We start from the raw sequence: 25,821 nt of genomic DNA on the forward strand, positions 1-25,821 counted from the left end.
CTATGACGCGACGGTCGCGGGCCCCAGTGCCTGACCCTGCGGGTCAGGCACTGGTTTACCGGTTTAGAAATTCAGCGTACGCTTATCAACAGCCAGCGCTGCTTCCTTGGTCGCTTCCGACAGCGACGGGTGCGCGTGGCAGATGCGCGCGATGTCTTCGGCCGAGGCCTTGAACTCCATCGCCACAACCGCCTCGGAAATCAGCTCGGAAGCCATCGGGCCGACAATGTGCACGCCCAGGATCTCGTCGGTGGTCGCATCGGCCAGGAACTTCACCATGCCGCTGGTATCGCCCAGCGCGCGCGCGCGGCCGTTGGCCAGGAACGGGAAGGTGCCGGCTTTGTAAGCGATGCCTTCCGCCTTCAGCTGCTGCTCGTTCTTGCCCACGAAAGCGATTTCCGGATGGGTGTAAATGACCCAAGGGATGGTGTTGAAGTTGGTGTGGCCATGCTGGCCGGCGATACGCTCGGCCACGGCAACGCCCTCTTCCTCCGCCTTGTGCGCCAGCATCGGGCCGCGTACCACGTCGCCGATCGCCCATACGTTCGGCAGGTTGGTCTTGCAGTCTTCGTCCACGGTGACCAGGCCGCGCTCGTCGACCGCCAGGCCCACTTTGTCGGCGCCCAGGCCGATGGTGTTGGCGGTACGGCCGATCGACACGATCAGCTTGTCGAACACGGACTTGTGCGCTTCGCCCTTGGCGTCGGTGTATTCAACGGTGACGTTGTCCTTGCCCGCTTCGACCTTGGAGATCTTGCAGCCCAGGTTGATCGACAGGCCTTGCTTGACCAGCAGCTTGTGCGCCTCTTTGGCGATCTGCTCGTCGACTGCGCCCAGGAAGGTCGGCAGACCTTCCAGCACGGTCACTTCCGAACCCAGGCGGCGCCATACGGAGCCCAGTTCCAGGCCGATCACGCCGGCGCCGATCACGCCCAGCTTGGCTGGCACGGTTTCGATGTTCAGGGCGCCGGTGTTCGACAGGATCAGTTTCTCGTCGAATGGCGCGCCTGGCAGTGCGCGTGGGTTGGAGCCGGTGGCGACGATGATCTGCTTGCCGGTGATGGTGTCGGTGGTCGGGCCCGAAATGGCGATCGGGTAGCCTTCCGCGCCAGCGGCGCCGGCGAATGCGCCGCGGCCGTGGAAGAAGGTGACCTTGTTCTTCTTGAACAGGAACAGGATGCCGTCGTTGTTCTGCTTCACAACGGTGTTCTTACGCTTCAGCATTTGCGCCACGTCGAAGGACAGGCCTTCCACGTTGATGCCGTGCTCTTTGAAGCCGTGCGAGGCGTGGTCGAAGTGCTCGGACGATTGCAGCAGCGCCTTGGATGGGATGCAGCCGACGTTGGTGCAGGTGCCGCCCGGGGCAGGCTTGCCGGCGTCGTTGCTCCATTCGTCGATACAGGCCACGGAGAAGCCCAGCTGTGCTGCGCGGATGGCGGCGATGTAGCCGCCAGGACCGGCGCCGATAACTACTACGTCAAATTGTTTGTTGCTCATGTTTTAGATCCCAGTCATTTCGTCTTCAGGGACGAATATCCACAAGAGAAGGTAAATCAGCAGGCCGAAGCCGAAGGTGGCGGTGAACAATGCGAAGACCAGGCGCCAGATCCAGGATTCGACGCCGGTGCGGGCGCCGATGCCGCCGCACACGCCGCCCAGCCAGCGGTCATTGCGCGCGCGGCGCAGGCTGCTGAACTCGGTGGCGAAATCGCCGGACGGCTGCCCTTGCAACAGCTTTTCCTTGGCGCGGGCGAATTCTTCATCGCTCAGGGCGCCGGCCTGGTGCAGCTCGTGCAGGCGCTTCAGTTCTTCGGAGACGCTCATTTAACCTCTCTTCATTAACGCGAAAAGCCGCCCTTGCGGGCGGCCAGTGGCCAATTACAGGTCCAGCAGCAGGCGCGCCGGATCTTCCAGCGCTTCCTTCATCGCCACCAGGCCCAGGACTGCTTCGCGGCCGTCGATGATGCGGTGGTCGTAGGACATCGCCAGGTAGTTCATCGGGCGAATCACGATCTGGCCGTCAACCACAACAGCGCGGTCCTTGGTCGCGTGCACGCCCAGGATGGCCGATTGTGGCGGGTTGATGATCGGGGTCGACAGCATGGAGCCGAAGGTGCCGCCGTTCGAGATGGAGAAGGTGCCGCCGGTCAGGTCTTCCAGGGTCAGCTTGCCTTCCTTGGCTTTCGCGCCGAATTCACCGATCTTCTTCTCGATTTCAGCGATGGTCATCTGGTCCGCGTTGCGCAGGATTGGCACCACCAGGCCGCGTGGGGAACCCACGGCGATGCCGATGTCGAAGTAGCCGTGGTAGACGATGTCGTTGCCGTCGACCGAAGCGTTCAGGATCGGGTACTTCTTCAGCGCGTGCACAGCGGCTTTGACGAAGAAGGACATGAAGCCCAGCTTGACGCCGTGCTCTTTCTCGAACTTGTCCTTGTACTTGTTGCGCAGGTCCATGACCGGCTTCATGTCCACTTCGTTGAAGGTGGTCAGGATGGCGTTGGTGGACTGGGATTCCAGCAGGCGCTCGGCGATACGTGCGCGCAGGCGGCTCATTGGCACGCGCTCTTCCGGACGGTCGCCCAGGTTGGCGGCCGATGGCGCAGCCACTTTCGGCAGTGCTGGCTTGGCAGCAGCAGGCGCCAGCGGTGCTGGAGCAGCTGGTTTCGGTGCGGCGACCGCTGCCAGGGCGTCGCCCTTGGTCACGCGGCCGTCTTTACCGGAACCGGCCACGTCGGAAGCGGCGATGCCGGCTTCGGACAGGATCTTGGCAGCAGCAGGCATTGCCACGCCGGACTTGTCGGCGGCGGCAGCAGCGGCTGGAGCGGCAGCAGCTGGCGCAGCGGCAGCAGCAGGAGCCGAAGGCGCGGCACCGGCGGCAGCGTCGGTATCGATAATGGCGATCACTTCGCCGGCAACCACGGTCGCGCCGTTCTCTTTGATGATTTGCACAATAACGCCAGCGCCTGGAGCCGGCAGTTCCAGCACGACCTTGTCGGTCTCGACGTCGATCAGGTTCTCGTCGCGCGCGACAGCTTCGCCGACTTTCTTGTGCCAGGTCAGCAGGGTCGCTTCAGCGACGGATTCGGACAGTTGGGGAACTTTAACTTCGATTTGTGCCATTTTGGTTTTTACTCCGTATCTTGTGTTTTTGTATGCCGCCTGCTCGTGGCAGGCGGCTCACCCGCTAAAAAGCGCTTACTTGGTCAGAATGAAGCCCTTCAGCTTCGAGAACGCGGTTTCCAGCAGGTCTTTCTGCTGCGCGTAGTGCTTGTCGTAGTAACCCACGGCAGGCGATGCGGAAGCAGGACGGCCGGCGTATGCCAGCTTCTGGCCCGATTCCATGGCCTCGAAGATGTTGTGCTGGATCTGGAACCAAGGGCCCTGGTTCTGCGGCTCGTCCTGGGTCCACACCACTTCGGCCAGGTTCGGGAACTTCTTCAGTTCAGCAGCGAAGGCCTTGTGCGGGAACGGATACAGCTGCTCGACACGGATGATGGCAGTGTCGGTCACGCCGCGCGTCTTGCGGGTGTTGGCGATGTCGTAGTACACCTTGCCCGAGCAGACGATCACGCGCTTGACCTTCTTGGCGTCGATGGACTCGTCCACTTCGCCGATCACGGTCTGGAACGCACCCTTGGCCAGTTGCTCCAGCGGGGAACCTGCATCCTTGTTACGCAGCAGCGACTTAGGAGTCAGGATCACCAGCGGCTTACGGAACTGGCGCACCATCTGGCGGCGCAGCACGTGGAAGATCTGGGCTGCGGTGGTCGGCTGCACCACTTGCATATTGTTGTCAGCGCACAGCTGCAGGAAACGCTCTGGGCGGCACGACGAGTGCTCTGGGCCCTGGCCTTCGTAGCCGTGCGGCAGCATCATGACCAGGCCGGAAGCACGGCCCCACTTCACTTCGCCGGAGCTGATGAACTGGTCGATCACCACCTGGGCGCCGTTGACGAAGTCGCCGAACTGCGCTTCCCAGATGGTCAGGGTGTTCGGTTCAGCGGTCGAGTAGCCGTACTCGAAGGCCAGCACGGCCTCTTCGGACAGCACGGAGTCGATCACGGTGAACGGCGCCTGGCCTTCGGAGATGTTCTGCAGCGGCACGTAGGAGCCGGCGTCCCAACGTTCACGGTTCTGGTCGTGCAGCACAGCGTGACGGTGCACAAAGGTGCCGCGGCCGGCGTCCTGGCCGGTCAGGCGCACGGCGTAGCCGGAGGACACCAGGGACGCGAAGGCCAGGTGTTCACCCATGCCCCAGTCCAGGTTCATTTCGCCCTTGCCCATATTGGCGCGGTCGCCCAGCACTTTTTCCACCAGCGAGTGCACTTTGAAGTCGGCTGGCACGGTGGTGATGGCGGCGGCCAGGCGTTTCAGTTCGGTCATCGGCACGGCGGTATCGGCCGCGTCGGTCCACTTGCGGTTCAGGAACGGCAGCCAGTCAACGGCGAACTTGTTCTTGAAGTTGGAGATGACCGGATCGATGGTGTGCTTGCCCTGGTCCATCGCAGCGCGGTACTCGGCCACCATGGCGTCGCCGCCGTCGGCCGGAATCACGCCTTGCGCAATCAGCTTGTCCGCATACATCTTGCGGGTGCCTGGGTGCTTGGCGATCTTCTTGTACATCAGCGGCTGGGTCAGCGCCGGGGTGTCCTGCTCGTTGTGGCCCAGTTTGCGGTAGCAAATGATGTCGACAACGATGTCTTTCTTGAACTGCTGGCGGTAATCCATCGCGATCTGGGAAGCCAGAACCACGGCTTCAGGATCGTCGGCGTTCACGTGCAGAACCGGCGCCTCGATCATCTTCACGACGTCGGAGCAGTAAATGGTGGAACGTGCATCGCGCGGATCGGAGGTGGTGAAACCGATCTGGTTATTGATCACGATGTGCACAGTGCCGCCGGTGCCGTAGCCACGGGTCTGCGCCAGGTTCAGGGTTTCCATCACAACGCCCTGGCCGGCGAATGCCGCGTCGCCGTGCACCAGGATCGGCAGCACTTGCGCGCCTTGCGCGTCGCCGCGACGGTCCATACGCGCCTTCACCGAACCTTCAACCACAGGGTTGACGATTTCCAGGTGGGACGGGTTGAACGCCAGCGACAGGTGGACCGGGCCGCCTGCGGTGGAGATGTCGGACGAGAAGCCCTGGTGGTATTTCACGTCGCCGGCTGGCAGGTCGTCGGCGTGCTTGCCTTCGAATTCTTCGAACAGGTCCTTAGGCGCTTTGCCCAGGGTGTTCACCAGCACGTTCAGGCGGCCGCGGTGGGCCATACCGATAACGATTTCCTGCACGCCTTTTTCGCCGGCGCGCTGGATGATTTCATCGATCGAAGCGATGAAGGTCTCGCCGCCTTCCAGCGAGAAGCGCTTCTGGCCGACGTACTTGGTATGCAGGTAGCGTTCCAGGCCTTCAGCGGCGGTCAGGCGCTCCAGGATGTGCTTTTTCTTTTCGGCGGTAAAGCTCGGGGTCGAACGGATCGACTCCAGGCGCTCCTGCAGCCAGCGCTTTTCGGCCGGGTCGGAGATGTACATGTACTCCGCGCCGATGGAGCGGGTGTAGGTGTCCTTCAGCAGGTTGGTCAGGTCGCGCAGGGTCGCGGTCTCTGGACCGAAATAGGTGTTGCTGATGTTGAAGACGGTGTCCTGGTCGGCATCGGTGAAGCCGTAGAAGGACGGTTCCAGTTCAGGAATGTTCGGACGTTCCTGGCGCTGCAGCGGATCCAGGTTAGCCCAGCGAGAGCCCAAATAACGGTAGGCTGCGATCAGCTGGGTAGCGGCCACGCGCTTGCGGCCCATTTCCGCGTCGGACGAAGCGACGATGGTGCGGATCGGACCCGATTTCGCGCGTTCGGCGAAGGAGGCGATGACGGACGAGTGGATGACGTCTGGTTTAGCGCTGCCGTCGACTGCAGGCACGTTCTGCATGGCGTCGAAATACTGGCGCCAGTTGTCTGGCACGGAGCCAGGATTTTCGAGGTACGCTTCGTACAGTTCTTCTACGTACGGCGCATTCCCACCAAAGAGGTAGGACGTGGACGTCTTTTGTTGCATCATTTCTTTGCTCACCTTTCTTCGCGCTTCGCGAGGAATTAGCGGGTTTAATCAACCTTCCGCGACACGGCCTGACCGGTTAGCGGATTGCACATCAAGTTGTGGGGAAGGGCTTTATTGTTTCCAGCATTTCCAAAAACGGTCGCTTAGGATAGCACGTGTCATTGAACTGCAACAACTAAAACTCCGCTCCGCGCCTTGTAAACCAGTCCGCCAGATAGTCCAGCAAAGCCCGCAACGACGGGGGCATATGCTGGCGCGATGTATAAATGGCATGCATGCCGAGCGCCTGTACTTGCCATTCCGGCAAGACCTCCACCAGTTGCCCCGCCGCGACCAGCGGCTGCACCACAAAGCGCGGCTGCAGCGCAATGCCCGCGCCCTGCACCGCCGCCGCCAGCAGCGCCATCGACTCGTTCGAGGTCAGATTGCCGCCCACCGGCACCGCCACTCCCCCCTCCGGCGCGCGCGCCAGCTCCCACACACTCTTGCCGAAATAGCTATAGGCCAGGCAATTATGCCGTGCCAGGTCCTGCGGCGCAGCGGGCAGCCCATGCGCAGCCAGGTACGCCGGCGCCGCGCACAGCATCGAGCGGCACTCGCCCAGCTTGCGCGCAATCTGGTTCGGCTCCAGCGCATTGGTAATACGGATCGCCAGGTCGATGCGCTGCTCGACCAGGTTGACCGCCCGGTTATCGACCTGTAAATCGAGCGTTACTCGCGGATAGCGGCGCAGGAAGCCCGCCAGCGCCTCCGCCAGCGCCGTCTGCGCCAGGAACTGCGCGCACGCCACCCGCAGCAAGCCGCGCGGCTCGCCCGCCCCCGCATCCCCCGCCGCCGGAATGGCCCCTGCCAGTGCCAGCAGCTCACGGCAACGCGCCAAGGTCACCTCCCCGGCCGCTGTCAGCCCCAGGCGGCGCGTGGTCCGGTGCAGCAAACGCGCCCCCGCCCACTCCTCCATCTCCGCCAGGTAGCGCGTCACCATCGCACGCGACATATCCAACGCCTCCGCCGCGCCCGCCAGGCTGCCGCGTTCCGCGATGGTGACAAAGACATTGGCCGAAGTAATCCTATCCATATGAACGAGTTAAGCAATAAACCGTTTCAATATACCCTATTTTTCGATCATGTCAGACGCCCTACACTGGCAAGCATCAACCAACACAAAGGAACCGCACCATGATCAAGCTTACCGCCGTAGCCCTCGCCGCCCTGGGCGCAACCGCCAGCGCCAACGCAGCCGCCCCGCTCACGCTGGAAGTCTTCAATCCAGGCGAAGCCGCCATCTTCCCGGTCGCCTCCGTACTGGTGAAAGGCGAGAAAGACGCCGTGCTGGTGGACGCCCAGTTCTCCCGCGCCGAAGCGGAAAAGCTCGCCGCCCAGATCAAAGCCAGCGGCAAGCGCCTGACCACCATCTATATCAGCCACGGCGACCCCGACTTCTACTTCGGCCTGGACGTACTGAAAGCCGCCTTCCCGCAAGCCCGCATCGTGGCCCGCAGCAGCACCATCGCCGCCATGGAAAAGAAAGGCAAAGCCAAGGTCGCCTACTGGGGCCCCATCCTCGGCGCCAACGCCCCGAGCGGCGTGGTGATGCCCGAGCTGCTGCAAGGTGATATCGAACTGGAAGGTCAGAAGCTGCAGATCCAGGGCCAAGGCGACCGCACCTATGTCTGGATCCCCTCGATCAAAGCCGTAGTGGGCGGCGTGGTCCTGTTCAAAGGCCTGCACGTCTGGATCGCCGACACCCAAACGCCCGAATCGCGCGCCCAATGGCTGTCCGTACTGGACGACATCGCCAAGCTGAAGCCGACCACCGTCGTCCCCGGCCACTTCGCCCCCGGCATCAGCTACACGCCGGACGCCATCAGCTACACCGCCGACTACGTGCGCCGCTTCGAAGCCGCCACCCCGGCCGCCGCCGACAGCGCCGCCCTGATTGCCGCCATGAAGTCCGCCTACCCGAGCGCCGGCCTGGAAAGCGCACTGCAACTGAGCGCCAAGGTCGCCAAAGGCGAAATGAAGTGGTAACACACCCGAGCCCGTGTCAACCTTGGGGTCAGACCCTTTGGTTGACACGGGCTCGGCACTAGTAGTACTGCCGGTCCGCCGCCCTCGCCGAGATATCCAGCATTTCCTTCGAGTGGCCGTAGAGCATGAGCTGCCCGGCTTTGTTACGTGTGAAGAGCAAGACCGGCCATGTGCCGCGTATGCCTGAATTCAGTTTCGGAAGCTCTAGCTTCTCAAAAGCCGAATAGGCCGCCGCCGATTGGAATTCGGCCATGCTCAAGGCGCTGATGTCATGCAGCGCCATGTACCAGATCTCGACCGTGTGGCCGTCCTGCTCATACTTTCCACCAAACCCAACCGGCTTTACCGATTCGTGCAGCATCATGCGCTTGGCGATGACGCCCGCGCTGGTAATGCGGGCATCGCCCGCATATAGCGATTTCACCAGATAGGACTTGAAAGAGATTCCTTTCTTGCCTGATTCGATCGAATTGGAGAACAAGCCTGGCGCCTGCTCGATCAATTCCTCCTTTTCGCTCGGCTTCGCCTTGCTGTACATCTCATCCCAATCAGCCTGAAAGCGCTTTTGCCAATCGGCGAACTCCTTCGCCGCAGGATCCGCTTGGAATCCTGCCTGGGTATAGATGGCGTGAGGAACACGAGGGGCATCTTGCCCTGCATGGGCCAAGCCCGTGACAAGCGCGCTGGTTAACGCAGCAAGCAAAAATCGTCGAAACTGCATAATCGTCCCTTTATATTAGAAGGAATAGCCCTGTATGTAGCGAAGGGTTGAGTACTTGCGATCCGCGCGGTGCTCGACTTCGTCGCAACATGTCCGCGCCCGTGAGCGCTGAGATGGCCATCAGGCCGAGCAGCACTGCCACGCTGGGCAGGTCCGCCAAAAGAACTCATTGCCACCTAACTTGCTCCCGACTTCGCGACGGTCGAAATCAACGATGCGCCACAGCTCGTCTTATGCCCCTCGAAGGCGACAGCAATGCCGTCAACCTTGATGGTCGGGTGTCCCTCCACAATCACGCAGACACTGTGCCCCGAAATCGGGCAAACGCACATGTCACCAACGCGCGCAACGGTGATGCCCAGTACCCTACTACGCGCGTTTGCGCTAATGACCTTCCCGCCATGACTGGTCGGATCGCCCAGGCGAATGACACCTTTCATCAGAAGGAATAGCCCTGCATGTAGCTATCCCACTTCTCGTCCTTGCGCATGCCCCACCATGGCAAGTAAGTGGTGCCTTCGCCGCGTGCGCGGAACCAGTCCTTATCCGGGTTATACAAACGCGGCTTCGCCGGAGGCGTCACCACAACGACCGTCGCGCGCTCGGGCTCCGTGGTGCCGGCCACCAGCACCGGCTGCCCTTTTTGGTGCGTCCAGGCGATTGCCAAAGCAATGTTGGTAAGCGCACTGCCGGCGCGCATGTCGCCAAGGAGCTTTGATGTATTGAAGGTCTGCTTCATGAAATCCAGTTCTGGGGCCGTAGTCGCCAATGCTTGACCTAACATACCGAGACGCTCGCCGCTCACATCATTCCCGTAGCCTGCATCGTGGATTACATAGCTGATCTTTGTTGGTTCAATCTTTGCCTGTTCGCTCGCCTTACGGATCGCCGTTTGCCAGGCTTGCGCAACACGACTTTGGCCGTCGCGCGCCTCAAACGTCTTGGCTTCCTGTACTGAGGGGCGGCTGATCCACGCCAACGGCTCACGCTCTGTGTTGAACGTCGGGCCTGCGAGGACAAGCAAGGTACTGTTCTCAGACATCTGCTCGTCCTTGGGGAAATCAGGACTATCCCAGCTATAGACCCAGACACTCTTATTTGGGTGCTTCTCCAAGTAATCCATAGCTTTCGCAAGCGAAGTGAAGCCGACGTTCGCCCCACCAACTGTAGTATTCACGTCGGCGGGGATGTTTGCCGTAGAAAGGTTCGGGACAGAGCGAAATACAAACTGAGCATCCAATTGATCAACAACCATTGCTGTGACTCGATCGGCACCCAACTGAGGAATATCCGGGACAGCGACCTCAACGTGAATGCCATGCAACTCCCGCCAGTACTGCACCTTTTCGGGCTGTACTGTATAGAAATACTTCGCCTCCGTTGCATAGCCGCGGCTGAGTGGCTTGAAGGTGTCACTTAAGTAGGCATCCAGAAAGCCAGCGGGCGTGTTCTTACCCAAATTCACAGCAATTGCAGCAATTGGCTGGACAGTAGAAAATTTCGCAGGCTTCTCTTTTACTTTCTCATCGTTCCTATTTGGCTTGACCAAACCCAAGGTCCAAAGAAGCTGCCATTCAGTCGGATAGTCTCTACGGACTAAAGGATTAAGCCACTGGACGCCTACGACCTGTACTCTAAACGGCTGGCTAGAAGCAACAGCTACTTCTGCAGTTCCGGACGCGACACTTGTTCTATTTGCGAGTTGACTACACCCAGTTGTTAACGCAAGACACGAAAGCGCCACCAACGCGGGAATTCCCAACAGACGGGTCATAAAGGCTCCGTTAGACATTTGATTGGTAATATTTGGATCGAGTTGCCGCAGCCAGAAGATTGTGGCGATAAATACCAGGATGGCGATGACGAGAGAGGTAAATAGACGTCTCTGCCAACTGATAACGCACAAGTTGAGAAGGTAGTTCATTTGCCGTTGCGCTCTCTTTCCCGTGGTTTTCCAGACGTACGCTCATCCAGAATTGCTGCCGGCATGCGCGCGTCACCATCTGAGTTGGCCCAGGTAGCGATATCTTGTTTCTTCATATAGCCAGTGGCGAAATACTCGCTGAGATACGCATGTGGATGCTCAGGGCCCAATGACCGAACGTATCTCCAATCTGCCTCAACTCTCAGGTCGCGCCAGTCGTCATCCGTCAGCCGGGCAACACCGATAGCTACATCATAGGCAGTCGCGCGTTCCGCATGCATGGGGTTGGTCACAATAGTCGAATGGTCGGTCGCCGGAATATCAATCCCAACTTTTAGGAACTCGCTAATCTGATCATTTCGCCACGCGGTGTATTCCTCTGTGGCTGGACCATTCTCTGTTTCGCCAGCAACAGAGCCAGACTTCTCGTCCACCCAGTCTTTGCGGCGAGCTTGCATCCGTAGCCTTGCACGATCTTCATATCGTTGCTGCTTCTCACTATCCTCATTGCCCAATGCCTTATCCTCTTGCCCGTCTTTCCCAACCTGATCCCGATGCTGGTCATACGGGTCCTCGATAGACTTCTCCGATTTCTTACTATCGCGACTATTCCCCATGGGGTCATACCCCTCATCAAATTTTTGTGACAACTTCCCAAATCGCCTTGCCTCAGGCAAAAAGGCAATAGGTAACTTTGGTGCGTCAATCGGTATTTCCCATCCCGCGCCATCGCTTGGCGGATCAGCGTTGATTGGCGAAGATGCCAAATAGAGACCAGGCTTCATGACGACCGCACTGACCACTGTGAGGGATTTTGTCAACAGATTTCCCGATGATTCGATACCTTGTTTGATGCTGTACTTTGCAACTGGTGAGGGAGGGTACCAGAAATCCTTCTTATGCTCTTCACCGAGCTTGCCGTCTTTCAGTTCCGATTTGCTCGCATTCCAGCGATCCGTCCAGTAGTTGTAAGTCGATGCCTTACCCTTGCCCGGTTCTTGCCCAGTCAAGTACTGGGATGCGAATACACGCTGGCTGAAAACATCGCCTGCGGGATCAATCTTCTTGATTTCCTCGTGACTTACTCCGCGCCAGCCGATACCTTGAATGGGAGTTGCAGAAATCACTTGATCATGGGGATTGCAGTACAAAGTCACCCGGCCATAGGTGCGATCGCCCTTATAGCCATAAAGCGCCCTATCTTCTGCCGCTTTAAAACTGTCGGATGTTGGCTGGCCGCCGGACATTGCCTTATCGACATCCGCATCCGATTGCGCACAAGATGCGCGCGCACGTAGCAACTCAAGATAGCTCTTCATCGTAGTAACGCGAGCGTGCCCAGTCACACGACCGTGACTGCCATTAGAACTACGCATTCCGCTCTGCGCATAATTCTCCATGAAATTCTTAGTCAAAAGGCTGAGCGGAGGATTGCACAAGATGTAATTGTCGGCCTGGATACCAAGCTTATCTGCGAGGAAGGCGCCGCCAACGCCAACAACATTGCCCTGGCTGTGACACACCACCGTAATAGGACAATCCGCTTGCTTTTCGCGAATCGACTTTATTAGCTTTGCCAGTCGCAGGGCAGCATGAACGTAGTATGTACGTGAAGGGCATTTATAGACATCCCGGCCGATGGCCGGGTTGAGATGCTGAGCGGTAATCCAGGCGAAGAGGCGATCATCAACCCCATCGTTCCAAAGGTCCGCCACGGCCGAACAACCGTTTGCGAAGGGCCCCCCGCCCCAATAATCGTGCTCATTGAGCCATACTCGTTTCCCCCACAATTTCACGTCATCCATGCTGCACTTGTAGCCCCAACGAAAGCGAATGACGGGCGAATAATTAGCGTCAGGCTTGATAAAGTTTTTACTACTTCGTTCGGCGTCTACAAACCCAGAGGAAGTTAACTCAGAAGTATATTGAGCGGGCGTCAACAAGCCTTCGTTTACGCTGACAAAGGGATTAACGCGCTCCTCAGCAATGGAACGTAACGGACGGCGTTTAAGCCGCGTATTTAGTCCATCGCAAAGCCCCTCTTCCGCAGCCTCATACCATTCGCCATCGGAGTTCACGCCGTGCACAAAAATAATCACACCAGGCAAGGGCAACTTGCTGGTGAATTTCGCTTCGCTCTTGTCAGGCAAGAGCATGCAATTGCCACCGCCCAGGACGCGGTCACAATCGAGATTACTTGGACTCGTATCAGACATATTCAGCTAGTTAAAAATTAGTTCTCTGCATCGAAGAAGCGCACCTTCATGCCCTCAAAGGCATCGTGGTCGATCTTGGCGGCGCGGCCTTCGGCATCTGTAACGCCTTTGAGAATGCTGCCGTCGCTGCGGGTGATCTCGTAGCGCATTCCAGGAATGCCCTTCTTGGTCAGTGGATTGATCAGCTGCGGCACGCGCCCCACGTCGCCTTTATCGAATTTGGGCAGCTCGGCGCTTTCCGTGGCGGGGCTGGTCCAGTGGTGCGTGGCCGCGTGGATCGTGGCGGCATCGTTGCAGCCCATGGTGATCTTGCCGCCGCCCAGTTTGATGAACGTGCCGTCGCTGGTCACCAGCATGATTTCCTCGCTGGCGATCACCTGCACCTTGCCGCCGCTGGCACTGAGCTTGATATTCTTGGCGGCATCCACCTGCACATCGTTGTGCTGCGCCTGCGCCAGCCACTTGCCCTGATGCGCAATCAGCTTGAAGTCTTCCGACTGGGAGAACATGGAGATGCCCTTGCCAGCGTTGACCACTGTGCGTTCGCCGCTGGCCAGCTGCATGTTCTTGAGCGCGACCTGGTCGATGTTCTCGCCGGCATGGGTAACCGCCGCCTTGGGCGTGTTGAACACGAGACCAGCCGGGGCGGTTAATGCAATCACTGGCTGGCGGCCGCCGGCGCCGCCCGGTTCGGTATTGCTGCCCTGCTCCCATTGCTGCAGGTCGGTGTGCAGTTTGGCTTGCGGCTCATTGTCGGCTGCTTGCCCCTGGTGTTCGGCGGAGTATTTGCCGAGTGCTTTGAACAGGCCGAGGCACTCTTCCATCATGGATAAGGTCTCGCTGCGGTCCAACTGCTTGCCGTTGGCGTTCAAGCGCTCGAAGGCGGTGACCAGCATGCCTTTGGCGGCGCGCAGTGCGCCCGCTGCATCGGTGGCCAGCTCGAAGCCTTCGCCGCGCGGGCTGGACTTGCCTTCGCTGCGCGGCGTACCGAGCCAGCCCTGGTTCAGCTGGGTGGCTGCGTGCTCTGACAGGATCTGCGTGCTGATTTGCGCATTGGTATCGTCAAAGCGCAGCTGGTTGTGACGCTGGGCTTTCAGCTCTTTCGTGCGCATGCCGTACAGGGCGGCGTTGGCGGGCAGGCTGCCAAAGCCGTTGAAGCGCGGCGTGTCGTGGGTGCCGTCATACAGGCCGCCCAAGGCAATCGGTTTGTCGGGATGGCCCTGGATAAAGCCGACCAGGATTTCGCTGCCTACCCTTGGCCAGAACGCAGTGCCGAATCCCGCATCGGCCCACGGCTGCAATACGCGGATGCGCGCCGAGTCGCGCGGCGTGCCGCTGGCGCCTGCGCCTTTCGCGTGTTCTTCCGGGCGGGCGAACAGGAAGCGTACGGCGATGCGGCCCATTTCATCGACGTCGATCTCACTGCCTTCGGCGCCGACGACGATGGCGCTCAGCATGCCCACCTGCGGCACGCTGGCCGGGTCGTAATGCGGCACGACCGGAATCGAGCGCCGTACGCAATCGAACTGGTTGTAGTACACCGGCGCTTCGTTCGACTGGTGCCCGTCGGCGCCGCGCATCGCTTGCGGCCAGCCGCGGAACAGGGAGCGGGCCAGCTTGGCATCCAGCCGCATGCCGTTGCGGGCGTACAGCTCCAGGCGGGTCAGGATGAAGGCGCGTTCGGATTCAGGGTGGCTGTCGATTTCCGCGTGCTGGCTCAGGTTGAACACTGTGCCGCTGCGGAATTGGCGCACCACGCTTTCGCCGCTGAAGCCTTTGGAAAGGTATTCGTGCGCCAGCATGCGGCTGCGCGCCTGCTGCTCGTAATGTCCGGAACCCGCGCCAAAGCGCGCGGCGTCGTACTGGTAGTCAGTCAGTGTTTCGGACAGGCGGCTGCCGGCATCGCCCTGCTCCAGCATATCCGGGGCCTGGGCCTCGGTGGTGTTGACGCTCTTGTAATCGAAACTGCTGCGCCGTGCCTCACCCGGCGCCTGTTCGCGCCAGGCTTGCCAGGCCACGACTGTATCGCGCTGCTCGGTGGCGTCGGCGCGGTGGAAGCGTACCGTGCCGGCCGGATTGTCGGGATAGGCTTCCGTGCTATCGATCAGGCACAGGCGGTGCAGCGGCCGGCCATCGTCCAGCTTGTGGTCGAAGTGCCAGGCTATGCCTTCCTGGCGCCATAGCCTGGTCAGGAAGTCGGCGTCGCTCTCCCCGGCCTGCAAAGTAAAAGAGCGCGGCGGGTAGGATTTGCTGGCGCCCGACAGCGAGAACTGGAAGGCCGCACCCAGCACCTGGTTTTGCTGGATATGCTCCGACAGGATCTGGTTGCTGATATCGAGCACCGATGCGTCGCGGAACACGCGCCATGTGCTACGTTGCGCCAGCAGACTGAGGGCATCGCGCAGCACCAATTCGTAAACAGTTAAGGCGCCGTCGGACAGCACGCATTCGGCGCGGCTGACAATGCCGCAAACCGGCCGCGCTTCACCGCTATCGTCACCAATGGCAAATGCCAGCGGCAGGCCCTGCAGCTTTTTCAATGGCAACTGATCGTCATTGCTCAGGCATTGCAGGCGATATTGAAAGCCGCCGCAAACCGCTTCCTGCCCGGCCACCTGGAGTGGAACCAGCCGCTTGACCGCGTCCGGCGCGGAAGCTGGGGTGTGAAGTTGGAGGATGCGTCGGTTCTGGATGAGCCCAGAAATAAGCCCAGCAAGTTGGTCGCTAGCCATTTAATTGTCACTCGGCAACAGTTGCAAAATCGGCATTCTAGCGAAAAATGCTTTTCCTTGTCGTTCGATTAATTTCAATCGAATCGGCGCTTAGTAAACGTTCGCTCACCCCTGTGTGCCGGTGTAGACTTTTCTGTCTAGATCATTTATTCTAGGTCCATCGATGTTTATCCCGGATTGACTATGAGCCTGCCAAAACCGACACCCAGCGAACTGGAGATGCTGCGCCTGCTGTTTGCACTGGGCCCGGCGACGGCGCGCCAAGTGCATGAGGCCGCTCTCGAGTCCCGCCCGGACATGCAGTACGCCACCGTGCTGCGCTTGCTCCAGGTCATGCACACCAAGGGGCTGCTGCAGCGGGATGAGAGCCAACGCGCCCACGTCTACTCCCCTGCCGAGCAGCAGGACTCGATCCAGACGTCCCTGCTGAAGGACCTGATTCATAAGGCATTTGCCGGTTCCGGCAAGGCCTTGGTACTCGCTGCCTTGAAGGGCGGCACCGTCAGCGCCAAAGAGCGCGCCGAAATCCGCGCCCTGCTGGACGAAGAGAAATAATTCCTGATGCACACTCTTGAACAACTGCGCGCCGGAGAACTGGCCGGCGTGACGCGGCTGCAAATCCGCGCCGGCCTCACCGAATTTCCCGACGAGATCTTCGACTTGGCCGATTCGCTGGAAATCCTCGACCTGTCCGGCAACGCCCTTACCCGCCTGCCGGACAACTTGCCGCTCCTGAAACACCTGCGCATTATCTTTTGCTCCGACAACCAGTTCACCAAACTGCCGGAAGTGCTGGGCAGTTGCAGCAACCTGACCATGATCGGCTTCCGGGCGAACCAAATCACGTCCGTCCCAGCCTCCGCCCTACCCTCCGGCCTGCGCTGGCTGGTATTAACCGACAACCGCCTCGAGCAATTACCTGACGAGTTGGGCCAATGCGCTGACCTGCAAAAGTTAATGCTGTCGGGGAATCGCTTGCGGACTTTGCCGCCGACCTTGGCGAAGTGTGAAAAACTGGAATTACTGCGCATTGCTGCGAATAACCTTTCCGAATTGCCACAATGGCTGCTGGCAATGCCGCGACTCTCGTGGTTAGCATTTGCCGGGAATCCATTCAGCGCGACACACACCGCCGCGCCACCGCCTGTCACGAATATCCCCTGGCGTGAGTTAACGCTACAGGAGAAATTAGGCGAAGGAGCGTCCGGCATTATTCACCGCGCCAAATTGAATGACGAGTATGTGGCGGTGAAAGTTTTTAAGGGCGCAATGACCAGCGATGGTTTGCCTGAGCACGAAATGGCAGCATGTATTGGTGCTGGCAGGCATCCTAATTTAATTCCCGTGTTGGGAATTATTCCCGATCATCCTGCAAGAGTACCGGCGCTGGTAATGCCGCTGATTGACTCCAGCCTGCGGAATCTCGCCGGCCCACCTAACCTGCAAAGCTGTACACGCGATATTTACGCCGAGGATGCCTGGTTCAGCGTCGATACAGTATTAAATATTTCGTCTGGCATTGCATCTGCCGCCGAACGCTTGCACGCGCAAGGCATTATGCACGGCGACTTGTATGGCCATAATATTCTTTACTGCGGCAATGGCAACGCTGTACTCGGGGATTTCGGCGCGGCGTCATTATTCGAGCCTCGGGATTCATTATCGTCCGCATTGGAGCAAATTGAAGTCAGGGCATTTGGCTGCCTGCTCGAGGAGTTGCTTGAACGCAGCGATGCAAATATCCCCTCGCTGCAGCAATTGATGCACGATTGCTTACACCCGTCACCCCAGGGGCGCCCAGCATTCGCTGAGGTCGTGGCACGCCTCTCCTCCCTTGCACCTTAATGCATTTGTCCAAGCGCTGGGTGCTTACCCTCTGCTCAGCAAGTCTTTTACGCTAAAGAATAGCCTGATTATGCCAGCATCTGGCACGTCACAGCTTTTTTCGGAACACCTGTCCCACGCTATTGGCGTCAAGGAGCGCCAGGCCCCACACCGCAAGTTTTTCGGACGATGCCCTTTCCAGCCTTTTGCGGACGTTTTCAGAGAGCGGCCCAAACCGGCCTTCCATTTGGCGCTCTAGTAGTTCTTTCATGGCAGCCTTGCGTCCCTGCTGAATACCCTGTTGAATACCCTGTTGAATACCCTGCTGAATACCCAGCGCGATTCCTTTTCGGCACCCACTCTTTTCGCCGTCTTCGTAGAATATTTTTTCGATCGGACACATCCAAGTCATATCGTTCTCCTTCCTATTTCTTAGCACTCGTCGCCAAAGTTCACGCTCCATATCCGCTGGCAAAGGCATCATCCAATTAACCACCCGGAATACGTCACGGGCCATTCGCCGAGACCAACCTTTGGCCGTTATCGCGTGGATAATCGTTAACTTCTCCTTCCTGCGCGCCTCGCAATTGCCGTGCGTCTTTTTCGCCCAGATATATGCCGCGCAAATCAACCCAAATGGATTCTTATGCCGGACCAGCTGCTCAAGACCAATTGGCAGCCGTTCAATTGCGATATGCAGAAGATTGAATTCAAGTTCCTTAACACGACATTGTTGTGTCGAGTACACACCATTGGGCGTAATCAACAAACTGCAAACTGGCAACCCGGTTAACGTATAGATCCTCGCGAAATACGTGAACATTCGGCGTCGTAAAGAGCGACTCACCTTTTCCTGTACTTCGATATGTAGAAGCGCATTTTGTTCCCCGTCCCGCAGACTAATTTCCACCAACAGGTCAGCAATCAGGAATGAGGGTTTATCGCTGAGCGAAACCTGCTCCAGTTCCTGCTCTCGGAAACGCCATCCGCGCGAACAATCGATCAGCACATAAAGTGTAGGAAAGAAAAAACGGATGAAATGGCGGAAATAGCGCCGGGCGGCACTTTTCCAGGGGCTGTCGTAATTGTCGCGCTGGGCGGTCGGCATGTGGCCCAGTCTAGGCGGACTGCCGGAAGGCCAAGGCCGAATAGCGCAAACGATAGATAAAAAAAAGCGAGCCGAAGCTCGCTTTTTTGAGGCCGGGGCCGGCAAGTATTACTTGCGGTCCTTCAGCGGAGGCACGTCGCGTACTGCCGAGCCGATGAACAGCTGGCGTGGGCGGCCGATCTTCTGCTCTGGGTCGGCGATCATTTCGTTCCACTGGGCGATCCAGCCGATGGTACGGGCCATGGCGAAGATACCGGTGAACAGGGACACTGGGATGCCCAGGGCCGACTGCACGATACCGGAGTAGAAGTCCACGTTCGGGTACAGCTTGCGGGAAACGAAGTATTCGTCGCTCAGTGCAATCTTTTCCAGTTCCATGGCCAGCTTGAACAGTGGGTCGTCTTGCAGGCCCAGTTCGTTCAGCACTTCGTGGCAGGTTTCGCGCATCAGCTTCGCACGTGGGTCGAAGTTTTTGTAGACGCGGTGACCGAAGCCCATCAGTTTCACGCCGGAGTTCTTGTCCTTCACCTTCTCAATAAAGGATGGGATGTTCTCGACGGAGCCGATTTCTTTCAGCATGGTCAGTGCAGCTTCGTTCGCGCCGCCGTGGGCAGGGCCCCACAGGCAAGCGATACCGGCAGCGATACAGGCGAACGGATTGGCACCGGAGGAGCCAGCCAGACGCACGGTCGAAGTGGAAGCATTCTGCTCGTGGTCCGCGTGCAGGATCAGGATGCGGTCCAGGGCGCGCACCAGCACGTCGTTGACTTTGTACTCTTCGCATGGATTGCCGAACATCATGCGCATGAAGTTGGCGGAGTACGACAGGTCGTTGCGCGGGTACACGAACGGCTGGCCGATCGAGTACTTGTACGCCATGGCGACCAGGGTCGGCAGCTTGGCGATCAGGCGGATTGCGGAGATTTCACGCTGCTTGGCATCGTTGATGTCCAGCGAGTCGTGGTAGAACGATGCCAGCGCGCCGACGGTACCAACCAGGACCGACATCGGGTGCGCGTCGCGACGGAAGCCGCGGAAGAAGAATTGCATCTGCTCGTGCACCATGGTGTGCTTGGTCACGGTGTCGACGAACTTCTTCTTCTCCACTGCGTTCGGCAGTTCGCCGTTCAGCAGCAGGTAGCAGGTTTCCAGGAAGTCGGCGTTCACGGCCAGCTGCTCGATCGGGTAGCCACGGTACTGCAGCTCGCCCTTGTCACCGTCGATGTAGGTGATCGAGGAGTTGCACGATGCGGTGGACATGAAGCCCGGGTCGTAGGTGAACTTGCCGGTGGCGCCGTACAGTTTGCGGATGTCGATGACGTCCGGGCCCACAGTGCCCTTGTAGATCGGCATTTCGACCGATGGGCTGCCGTCCGAGAACGACAGGGTGGCTTTGGTATCAGAGATGTTCATGGACTCTTCCTTTAGGAGAGATGCAGCAATAAAAAAACCAATTACTCAGGCTTGGCGCAGGCGTGCCAGCAGCGCATGTACATGCGGCAGGTCTATTTCGCCCTCCGGCTCCTTACGGGCCAAGACCAGATCCATCAGTGCATTGTCCGACAAATCGAGGAGCCGCGTGAACGCGTCCACTTCCTCGTCGGTCAATCCTGTTTCGTGCGCGTCGAGGAAACGAGTCAGGATAAGGTCGTTTTCCAACAGGCCCCGGCGTGCGCGCCAGCGAAGGCGCGCGCGGTTCGCCGGGTCGGCCTGGTGCGCACGTTTTTCCAGTTCCGCCATAGCTTCTCTTAGATGGCGCGGCGGACCATCAGTTCCTTGATCTTGCCAATCGCCTTGTTAGGGTTCAGGCCTTTCGGGCACACGTCGACGCAGTTCATGATCGAGTGGCAGCGGAACAGACGGTATGGGTCTTCCAGGTTGTCCAGGCGCGCGCCGGTCGCTTCGTCGCGCGAGTCGGCGATGAAGCGGTAGGCTTGCAGCAGGCCGGCCGGGCCGACGAACTTGTCCGGATTCCACCAGAACGATGGGCAGGAGGTCGAGCAGCAAGCGCACAGGATGCACTCGTACAGGCCGTCCAGCTCTTCGCGTTCCGCAGGCGACTGCAGACGCTCTTTCTCTGGCGGGATCGAGTCGTTGATCAGGAACGGCTTGATCGAGTGGTACTGCTTGAAGAACTGGGTCATGTCGACGATCAGGTCGCGCACCACCGGCAGGCCTGGCAGCGGGCGCAGCACGATCGGCTCGCTCAGCTCGTTCAGGTTGGTGGTGCAGGCCAGGCCGTTCTTGCCGTTGATGTTCATCGCGTCGGAACCGCACACGCCTTCGCGGCAGGAGCGGCGCAGCGACAGCGAGTCGTCAACGTCGGACTTGATGCGCTGCAGTGCGTCCAGCAGCATCTTGTCGGTGTCTTTCAGCTCGACCGTCAGGTCTTGCATGTAAGGCTTGGCGTCCTTGTCCGGATCGTAGCGGTAAATCTTGAATTTGAGAGTGCGTGCCATGTTCTGAGGCCCTTGCTTAGAAAGTGCGTGGTTTCGGTTTGAAGGTATCAACCGTCAGCGGTTTGGTGACGACAGCCTTGTATTCCAGGCGGTTGCCTTCCGAGAACCACAGCGTGTGCTTCATCCAGTTGTCGTCGTCGCGTGCAGGGTGGTCGTCCTGGGCGTGGGCGCCGCGGGATTCCTTACGCGCGTTGGCGGAGACGATGGTTGCCTTGGCGGTTTCGATCAGGTTGTCCAGTTCCAGCGCTTCCACGCGGGCGGTGTTGAACACCTTGGACTTGTCCTTGTATGAAACGTGCTTGCGACGCTCGTCCAGCTTCATGATCTCTTCCACACCCTTGGCCAGCATTTCGTCGGTGCGGAACACGCCGCAGTACTTCTGCATGGCGGCGCGGATGTCGTTGGCGACGTCCTGCACGCGCTCGGAACCGGTGGAGTTTTCCAGGTGGTCCAGGCGGCCCATGGCGAACTCGGAAGCGTCCTTCGGCAGCGGCTTGTTTTCCTTCTGCTTCAGGTTCTGCGCCACGATGTGGTTGCCGGCCGCGCGGCCGAACACCACCAGGTCCAGCAGGGAGTTGGTGCCCAGGCGGTTAGCGCCGTGCACGGAGACGCAGGCGCATTCGCCGATGGCGTACAGGCCGTTCACGATCTTCTGGGTGCCGTCGCCGTTTGGCGTGACAACCTGGCCGTGGATATTGGTCGGGATACCGCCCATCTGGTAGTGGATGGTTGGTACGACCGGGATCGGTTCCTTGGTCGCGTCGACGTTGGCGAACTTGTGGCCGATTTCCAGGATCGACGGCAGGCGCTTCTTGATGGTCTCGGAGCCGATATGGCGCAGGTCCAGCAGCACGTGGTCCTTGTTCGGACCGCAGCCGCGGCCTTCCTTGATTTCCTGGTCCATCGAGCGCGACACGAAGTCGCGCGGCGCCAGGTCTTTCAGGGTCGGAGCGTAACGCTCCATGAAACGTTCGCCGTTCGAGTTGATCAGGATGCCGCCTTCGCCGCGCACGCCTTCGGTGATCAGCACGCCCGCGCCGGACACGCCGGTCGGGTGGAACTGCCAGAATTCCATATCCTGCAGCGGCAGGCCGGCGCGTGCCGCCATACCCATGCCGTCACCGGTGTTGATGAAGGCGTTGGTGGACGCTGCGAAGATACGGCCAGCGCCGCCGGTTGCGAAGACGGTGGTCTTGGCTTCCAGGATCATGCATTCGCCGGTTTCCATTTCCAGGGCCACCACGCCGACCACGTCGCCGTCGGCATCGCGCACCAGGTCCAGGGCCATCCACTCAACGAAGAAGTGGGTGCGGGCTTTCACGTTGCGCTGGTACAGGGTGTGCAGCAGTGCGTGGCCGGTACGGTCGGCTGCGGCGCAAGCGCGCTGCACAGCCTTCTCGCCGAAGTTCGCGGTGTGGCCGCCGAACGGACGCTGGTAAATGGTGCCGTCCGGGTTGCGGTCGAACGGCATGCCGAAGTGTTCCAGCTCGTACACGACCTTCGGTGCTTCGCGGCACATGAATTCAATCGCATCCTGGTCACCCAGGTAGTCGCCACCTTTGACGGTGTCGAACATGTGCCAGTACCAGTTGTCTTCCGACATATTGCCCAGCGAGGCGCCGATGCCGCCCTGCGCTGCCACGGTGTGGGAGCGGGTCGGGAACACCTTGGACAGCACGGCCACGTTCAGGCCGGCTTCCGCCAGTTGCAGGGAGGCGCGCATGCCGGAACCGCCGGCGCCAACGATGACCGCGTCAAAGCGACGGGTTGGGATTGCAGATTTGATAGCTGCCACGATTTAAACACTCCACAGAATTTGCAGCGACCAGGCGGCGCAAGCGATCAGCCAGCCAATGGTAGCGATTTGCAGGAACAGACGCAGGCCAACCGGCTTGATGTAGTCCATCCAGATGTCACGCACGCCAACCCAGGCGTGGTAGAACAGGGCCAGCAGGGTCACCGCGCTGAACAGCTTGAACCACTGCTGCGCGAACAGGCCTGCCCAACCTTCGTACGAAGGAGTCGACGAGGTGAAGACCAGGAAGAACAGGACGGCGGTGTAGACCACCATCAGCACGGCGGTCACACGCTGGACCAGCCAATCCTTGACGCCGTAGTGGGCGCCGACAACCAGGCGTTTTGGGCCGATGTTATTGTTAGCCATTTAGAACACTCCAAACAATTTCAGGGCGACCAGCGCGGTCACGATCACAGTGATCACCAGCACGACGGAAGCCGACTTGCGCGCGGAATCCTTGTCCAGGCCGATGTGGGCGTCCATGACCAGGTGGCGTACGCCGGCGCAGAAGTGCTGGGTGTAGCCCCAGATCAGGGCCAGCATGACCAGCTTGGCGATCGGATGGGAGGCGATGATCATGAAGTTGGCGAAGGTGTACTCGGAGCGCAGCGATTCCTGCAGCAGGTACAGCACGAATGGCAGCAGCAGGAACATCAGGGCGCCGCTGACGCGGTGCAAGATGGACACGATGCCGGCCAGTGGCAGCCGGTAATTCATCAGATCCGTAACGTGGATGTTACGGAATTCTGGCCGCTCTTTTTTTGCGTTATCCCGCACGGCTTCAGTCATATACAACCTCCCTATGCTTTATTACAAATGATTTGCCAAAGTTGGCGAAACTGCGATTTTCGCCGATTTTTGCTGTTCAGACCAATATCTATTGTTAGATATCACCAAAAATTCTATTGAAATCTGCTGCAACGCACCTAAATAAGGTCATTTTGATAATGATGACGCTCCGTCAAGTACAGCCCGCGGCGTAATTCAACGGGCTTATCGCCGTACGTGAACGACACCCGCTCGGCGCACAGCAGCGGGGTGCCCGCCGCCACGCGCAGCAGCGCGGCGTCGCCGGCTTCGGCACAAACGGCGCGGATTTTCTCCTGCGCGCGGATCATGCGCGTGCCGAATTCGGACTCAAACAGGCCGTACATCGGGCCTTTGTATTCATTCAGGCGCTCGGCGGTCAAGCCCTTGAAGATCAGGCCGGGCAGCCAAAGCTCTTCCACGATGGTCGGCACGCCGTCGAAATTCTGCACCCGCTTGATGTACACCACGGCGTCGCCCGACTTCAGGTCCAGCAGGCGCGCCACTTCGGCCGGCGCGCGCAGGCGCTTGACTTCAATAAAGGTCGATTCCGGATAATGCGGCACACCTTCGTCCGGCATTAAGCGCAAAAAACGAAAATGCGCGCGCGCCTCATGGTGGGTGGAGACGAAGGTGCCCTTCCCTTGCCGGCGCATGACCAGGTTCTCCGCCGCCAGCTCGTCGATCGCCTTGCGCACCGTGCCCTGGCTGACCTTGAAACGGTTGGCCAGCTCGACTTCGCTCGGGATCATTTCGCCCGGCTTCCATTCGCCGGACTGCAGGCTCTGCGTGATCAGGCCCTTGATTTGCTGGTATAGGGGGGAGAAGGTGGGGGACGGTTGTCCGCTGGCGGCTGCCACGCCGGTGGCGTCAGAAGTGGTCTGGTTGGGCGTGACGGGATTCATAGCCCGGGATTTCACCACAAATACCCCTGCGCGTCCAGAAAAACCCTTCAGTTATCTGTCTTATATAAGACATAAGATAGGATTGACACGCCGCCAACAGAGGCCTAAACTCGCCGTCGAAGCTGGTCTGCCCCGACTTAAATTGTCGTATCATTACGAGCTTACACCGTTTTCTATCCACCTTGGAGATTCACCATGGCTAAAACCCCAATGCGTGTTGCCGTTACCGGCGCCGCCGGCCAGATCGGCTATTCCCTGCTGTTCCGTATCGCCAACGGCGACATGCTGGGCAAAGACCAGCCAGTCATCCTGCAACTGCTGGAAATCCCTGACGAGAAAGCCCAGAAAGCGCTGAAAGGCGTCATGATGGAAATCGACGACTGCGCGTTCCCGCTGGTCGCCGGCATGACCGCCCACTCCGACCCGATGACCGCCTTCAAGGACGCCGACGTTGCCCTGCTGGTTGGCGCGCGCCCACGCGGCCCAGGCATGGAGCGTAAAGACCTGCTGGAAGCCAACGCACAGATCTTCACCGTGCAAGGCAAGGCGCTGGACGCCGTCGCTTCCCGCAACGTGAAAGTCCTGGTGGTCGGCAACCCAGCCAACACCAACGCCTACATCGCCATGAAGTCCGCTCCTTCCCTGCCAGCGAAGAACTTCACCGCCATGCTGCGCCTGGACCACAACCGCGCCCTGTCCCAGATCGCCACCAAGACCGGCAAGGCCGTCAAGGACATCGAAAAGATGTGCGTATGGGGCAACCACTCCCCAACCATGTACGCCGATTACCGCTTCGCGACCATCGCCGGCGCATCGGTCAAGGACATGATCAACGACCAGGAATGGAACGCCAACACCTTCCTGCCAACCGTGGGCAAGCGCGGCGCGGCGATCATCGAAGCACGCGGCCTGTCCTCGGCAGCTTCGGCCGCTTCGGCAGCGATCGACCACGTGCGTGACTGGGTGCTGGGCACCAACGGCAAGTGGACCACCATGGGCATTCCTTCCGACGGTTCCTACGGCATCCCTGAAGGCACCATGTTCGGCTTCCCGGTGACCTGCGAAAACGGCGAATACAAAATCGTCCAGGGCCTGGAAATCGACGAGTTCTCGCAAGAGCGCATCAACATCACGCTGAAGGAACTGACCGAAGAGCGTGAAGGCGTGAAGCACCTGCTGCCATAACCGTCTTTTACAGTGGAACCGGTTAAACCACCGATCCGCCGTACCCGCCGCGCTGCCGAT

At 59.5% G+C, this 25,821-nt stretch carries 22 protein-coding genes; 4 read left to right on the forward strand and 18 right to left on the reverse strand.

Going from position 1 to position 25,821, the window contains the following annotated elements:
* Positions 1-63: 63 nt before the first annotated feature.
* The 5 genes from lpdA to GTP41_RS22190 form a co-directional block, all read right to left on the reverse strand.
* Positions 64-1,497, reverse strand: coding sequence for a dihydrolipoyl dehydrogenase (gene lpdA / locus GTP41_RS22170; RefSeq protein ID WP_161027764.1), 1,434 nt, complete (start codon positions 1,495-1,497; stop codon positions 64-66).
* A gap of 3 nt (positions 1,498-1,500) precedes the next feature.
* Positions 1,501-1,824, reverse strand: coding sequence for a PspC domain-containing protein (locus tag GTP41_RS22175; protein WP_161027765.1), 324 nt, complete (start codon positions 1,822-1,824; stop codon positions 1,501-1,503).
* Between the two features lie 54 nt (positions 1,825-1,878).
* The gene (gene odhB / locus GTP41_RS22180; protein ID WP_161027766.1) at positions 1,879-3,123 is read right to left on the reverse strand and encodes a 2-oxoglutarate dehydrogenase complex dihydrolipoyllysine-residue succinyltransferase; all 1,245 of its coding nucleotides are present in this window, start codon (positions 3,121-3,123) and stop codon (positions 1,879-1,881) included.
* A gap of 75 nt (positions 3,124-3,198) precedes the next feature.
* Complete coding sequence (locus GTP41_RS22185; RefSeq protein ID WP_161027767.1) at positions 3,199-6,054, reverse strand: 2-oxoglutarate dehydrogenase E1 component; 2,856 nt, start codon at positions 6,052-6,054, stop codon at positions 3,199-3,201.
* 175 nt (positions 6,055-6,229) lie between these two features.
* On the reverse strand, positions 6,230-7,129 hold the full coding sequence (locus tag GTP41_RS22190; protein WP_161027768.1) for a LysR family transcriptional regulator: 900 nt from the start codon (positions 7,127-7,129) through the stop codon (positions 6,230-6,232).
* A 101-nt stretch (positions 7,130-7,230) separates the two neighbouring features.
* On the opposite strand from GTP41_RS22190, the gene GTP41_RS22195 reads away from it, so the two are divergent.
* A complete protein-coding gene (locus tag GTP41_RS22195; RefSeq protein ID WP_161027769.1) occupies positions 7,231-8,082 on the forward strand; it encodes an MBL fold metallo-hydrolase in 852 nt (283 codons plus the stop codon).
* A 58-nt stretch (positions 8,083-8,140) separates the two neighbouring features.
* On the opposite strand, the gene GTP41_RS22200 is transcribed toward GTP41_RS22195, so the two are convergent.
* The 5 genes from GTP41_RS22200 to GTP41_RS22220 form a co-directional block, all read right to left on the reverse strand.
* Positions 8,141-8,803: a hypothetical protein gene (locus GTP41_RS22200; protein WP_161027770.1), complete on the reverse strand. Its 663-nt coding sequence runs from the start codon at positions 8,801-8,803 to the stop codon at positions 8,141-8,143.
* 176 nt (positions 8,804-8,979) lie between these two features.
* Entirely contained in the window at positions 8,980-9,243 is a 264-nt protein-coding gene (locus GTP41_RS22205; protein ID WP_161027771.1) for a PAAR domain-containing protein, read from the reverse strand.
* Positions 9,243-10,727: a hypothetical protein gene (locus GTP41_RS22210; RefSeq protein ID WP_229503012.1), complete on the reverse strand. Its 1,485-nt coding sequence runs from the start codon at positions 10,725-10,727 to the stop codon at positions 9,243-9,245. Before GTP41_RS22210 ends, GTP41_RS22205 begins: the two co-directional genes overlap by 1 nt.
* Positions 10,724-12,883 (reverse strand): T6SS effector phospholipase Tle3 domain-containing protein, encoded by a 2,160-nt coding sequence (locus GTP41_RS22215; RefSeq protein WP_229503013.1) that lies wholly within the window; start codon positions 12,881-12,883, stop codon positions 10,724-10,726. The genes GTP41_RS22210 and GTP41_RS22215 overlap by 4 nt, the downstream gene beginning before the upstream one ends.
* Positions 12,884-12,960: 77 nt before the next feature.
* Positions 12,961-15,675: a type VI secretion system Vgr family protein gene (locus GTP41_RS22220; RefSeq protein ID WP_161027773.1), complete on the reverse strand. Its 2,715-nt coding sequence runs from the start codon at positions 15,673-15,675 to the stop codon at positions 12,961-12,963.
* Positions 15,676-15,858: 183 nt separating this feature from the next.
* Between GTP41_RS22220 and GTP41_RS22225 the strand changes: the two genes are divergently transcribed.
* Positions 15,859-16,230, forward strand: a complete 372-nt coding sequence (locus GTP41_RS22225) for a BlaI/MecI/CopY family transcriptional regulator (RefSeq protein ID WP_161027774.1) — start codon at positions 15,859-15,861, stop codon at positions 16,228-16,230.
* Positions 16,231-16,233: 3 nt separating this feature from the next.
* Entirely contained in the window at positions 16,234-17,520 is a 1,287-nt protein-coding gene (locus tag GTP41_RS22230; protein ID WP_161027830.1) for a leucine-rich repeat-containing protein kinase family protein, read from the forward strand.
* A gap of 88 nt (positions 17,521-17,608) precedes the next feature.
* On the opposite strand, the gene GTP41_RS22235 is transcribed toward GTP41_RS22230, so the two are convergent.
* From GTP41_RS22235 to GTP41_RS22270, 8 genes are all read right to left on the reverse strand, one after another.
* The gene (locus GTP41_RS22235; RefSeq protein ID WP_161027775.1) at positions 17,609-18,607 is read right to left on the reverse strand and encodes a DUF4351 domain-containing protein; all 999 of its coding nucleotides are present in this window, start codon (positions 18,605-18,607) and stop codon (positions 17,609-17,611) included.
* A gap of 108 nt (positions 18,608-18,715) precedes the next feature.
* Positions 18,716-20,020, reverse strand: coding sequence for a citrate synthase (gene gltA, locus GTP41_RS22240; protein WP_161027776.1), 1,305 nt, complete (start codon positions 20,018-20,020; stop codon positions 18,716-18,718).
* A 45-nt stretch (positions 20,021-20,065) separates the two neighbouring features.
* The gene (locus tag GTP41_RS22245) at positions 20,066-20,347 is read right to left on the reverse strand and encodes an FAD assembly factor SdhE (protein WP_161027777.1); all 282 of its coding nucleotides are present in this window, start codon (positions 20,345-20,347) and stop codon (positions 20,066-20,068) included.
* An 8-nt stretch (positions 20,348-20,355) separates the two neighbouring features.
* Complete coding sequence (locus GTP41_RS22250; RefSeq protein ID WP_161027778.1) at positions 20,356-21,066, reverse strand: succinate dehydrogenase iron-sulfur subunit; 711 nt, start codon at positions 21,064-21,066, stop codon at positions 20,356-20,358.
* Positions 21,067-21,082: 16 nt separating this feature from the next.
* A complete protein-coding gene (gene sdhA, locus GTP41_RS22255) occupies positions 21,083-22,861 on the reverse strand; it encodes a succinate dehydrogenase flavoprotein subunit (protein ID WP_161027779.1) in 1,779 nt (592 codons plus the stop codon).
* Positions 22,862-22,864: 3 nt separating this feature from the next.
* Positions 22,865-23,230: a succinate dehydrogenase, hydrophobic membrane anchor protein gene (gene sdhD, locus GTP41_RS22260; protein WP_161027780.1), complete on the reverse strand. Its 366-nt coding sequence runs from the start codon at positions 23,228-23,230 to the stop codon at positions 22,865-22,867.
* Entirely contained in the window at positions 23,231-23,653 is a 423-nt protein-coding gene (gene sdhC / locus GTP41_RS22265; RefSeq protein ID WP_161027781.1) for a succinate dehydrogenase, cytochrome b556 subunit, read from the reverse strand.
* A gap of 137 nt (positions 23,654-23,790) precedes the next feature.
* Positions 23,791-24,576, reverse strand: coding sequence for a GntR family transcriptional regulator (locus tag GTP41_RS22270; RefSeq protein ID WP_161027831.1), 786 nt, complete (start codon positions 24,574-24,576; stop codon positions 23,791-23,793).
* 195 nt (positions 24,577-24,771) lie between these two features.
* Between GTP41_RS22270 and GTP41_RS22275 the strand changes: the two genes are divergently transcribed.
* Entirely contained in the window at positions 24,772-25,761 is a 990-nt protein-coding gene (locus tag GTP41_RS22275) for a malate dehydrogenase (RefSeq protein ID WP_161027782.1), read from the forward strand.
* The last annotated feature ends 60 nt before the right edge of the window (positions 25,762-25,821 follow it).

The organism is Pseudoduganella guangdongensis, assembly GCF_009857475.1.
Lineage (GTDB): Bacteria > Pseudomonadota > Gammaproteobacteria > Burkholderiales > Burkholderiaceae_D > Rugamonas > Rugamonas guangdongensis.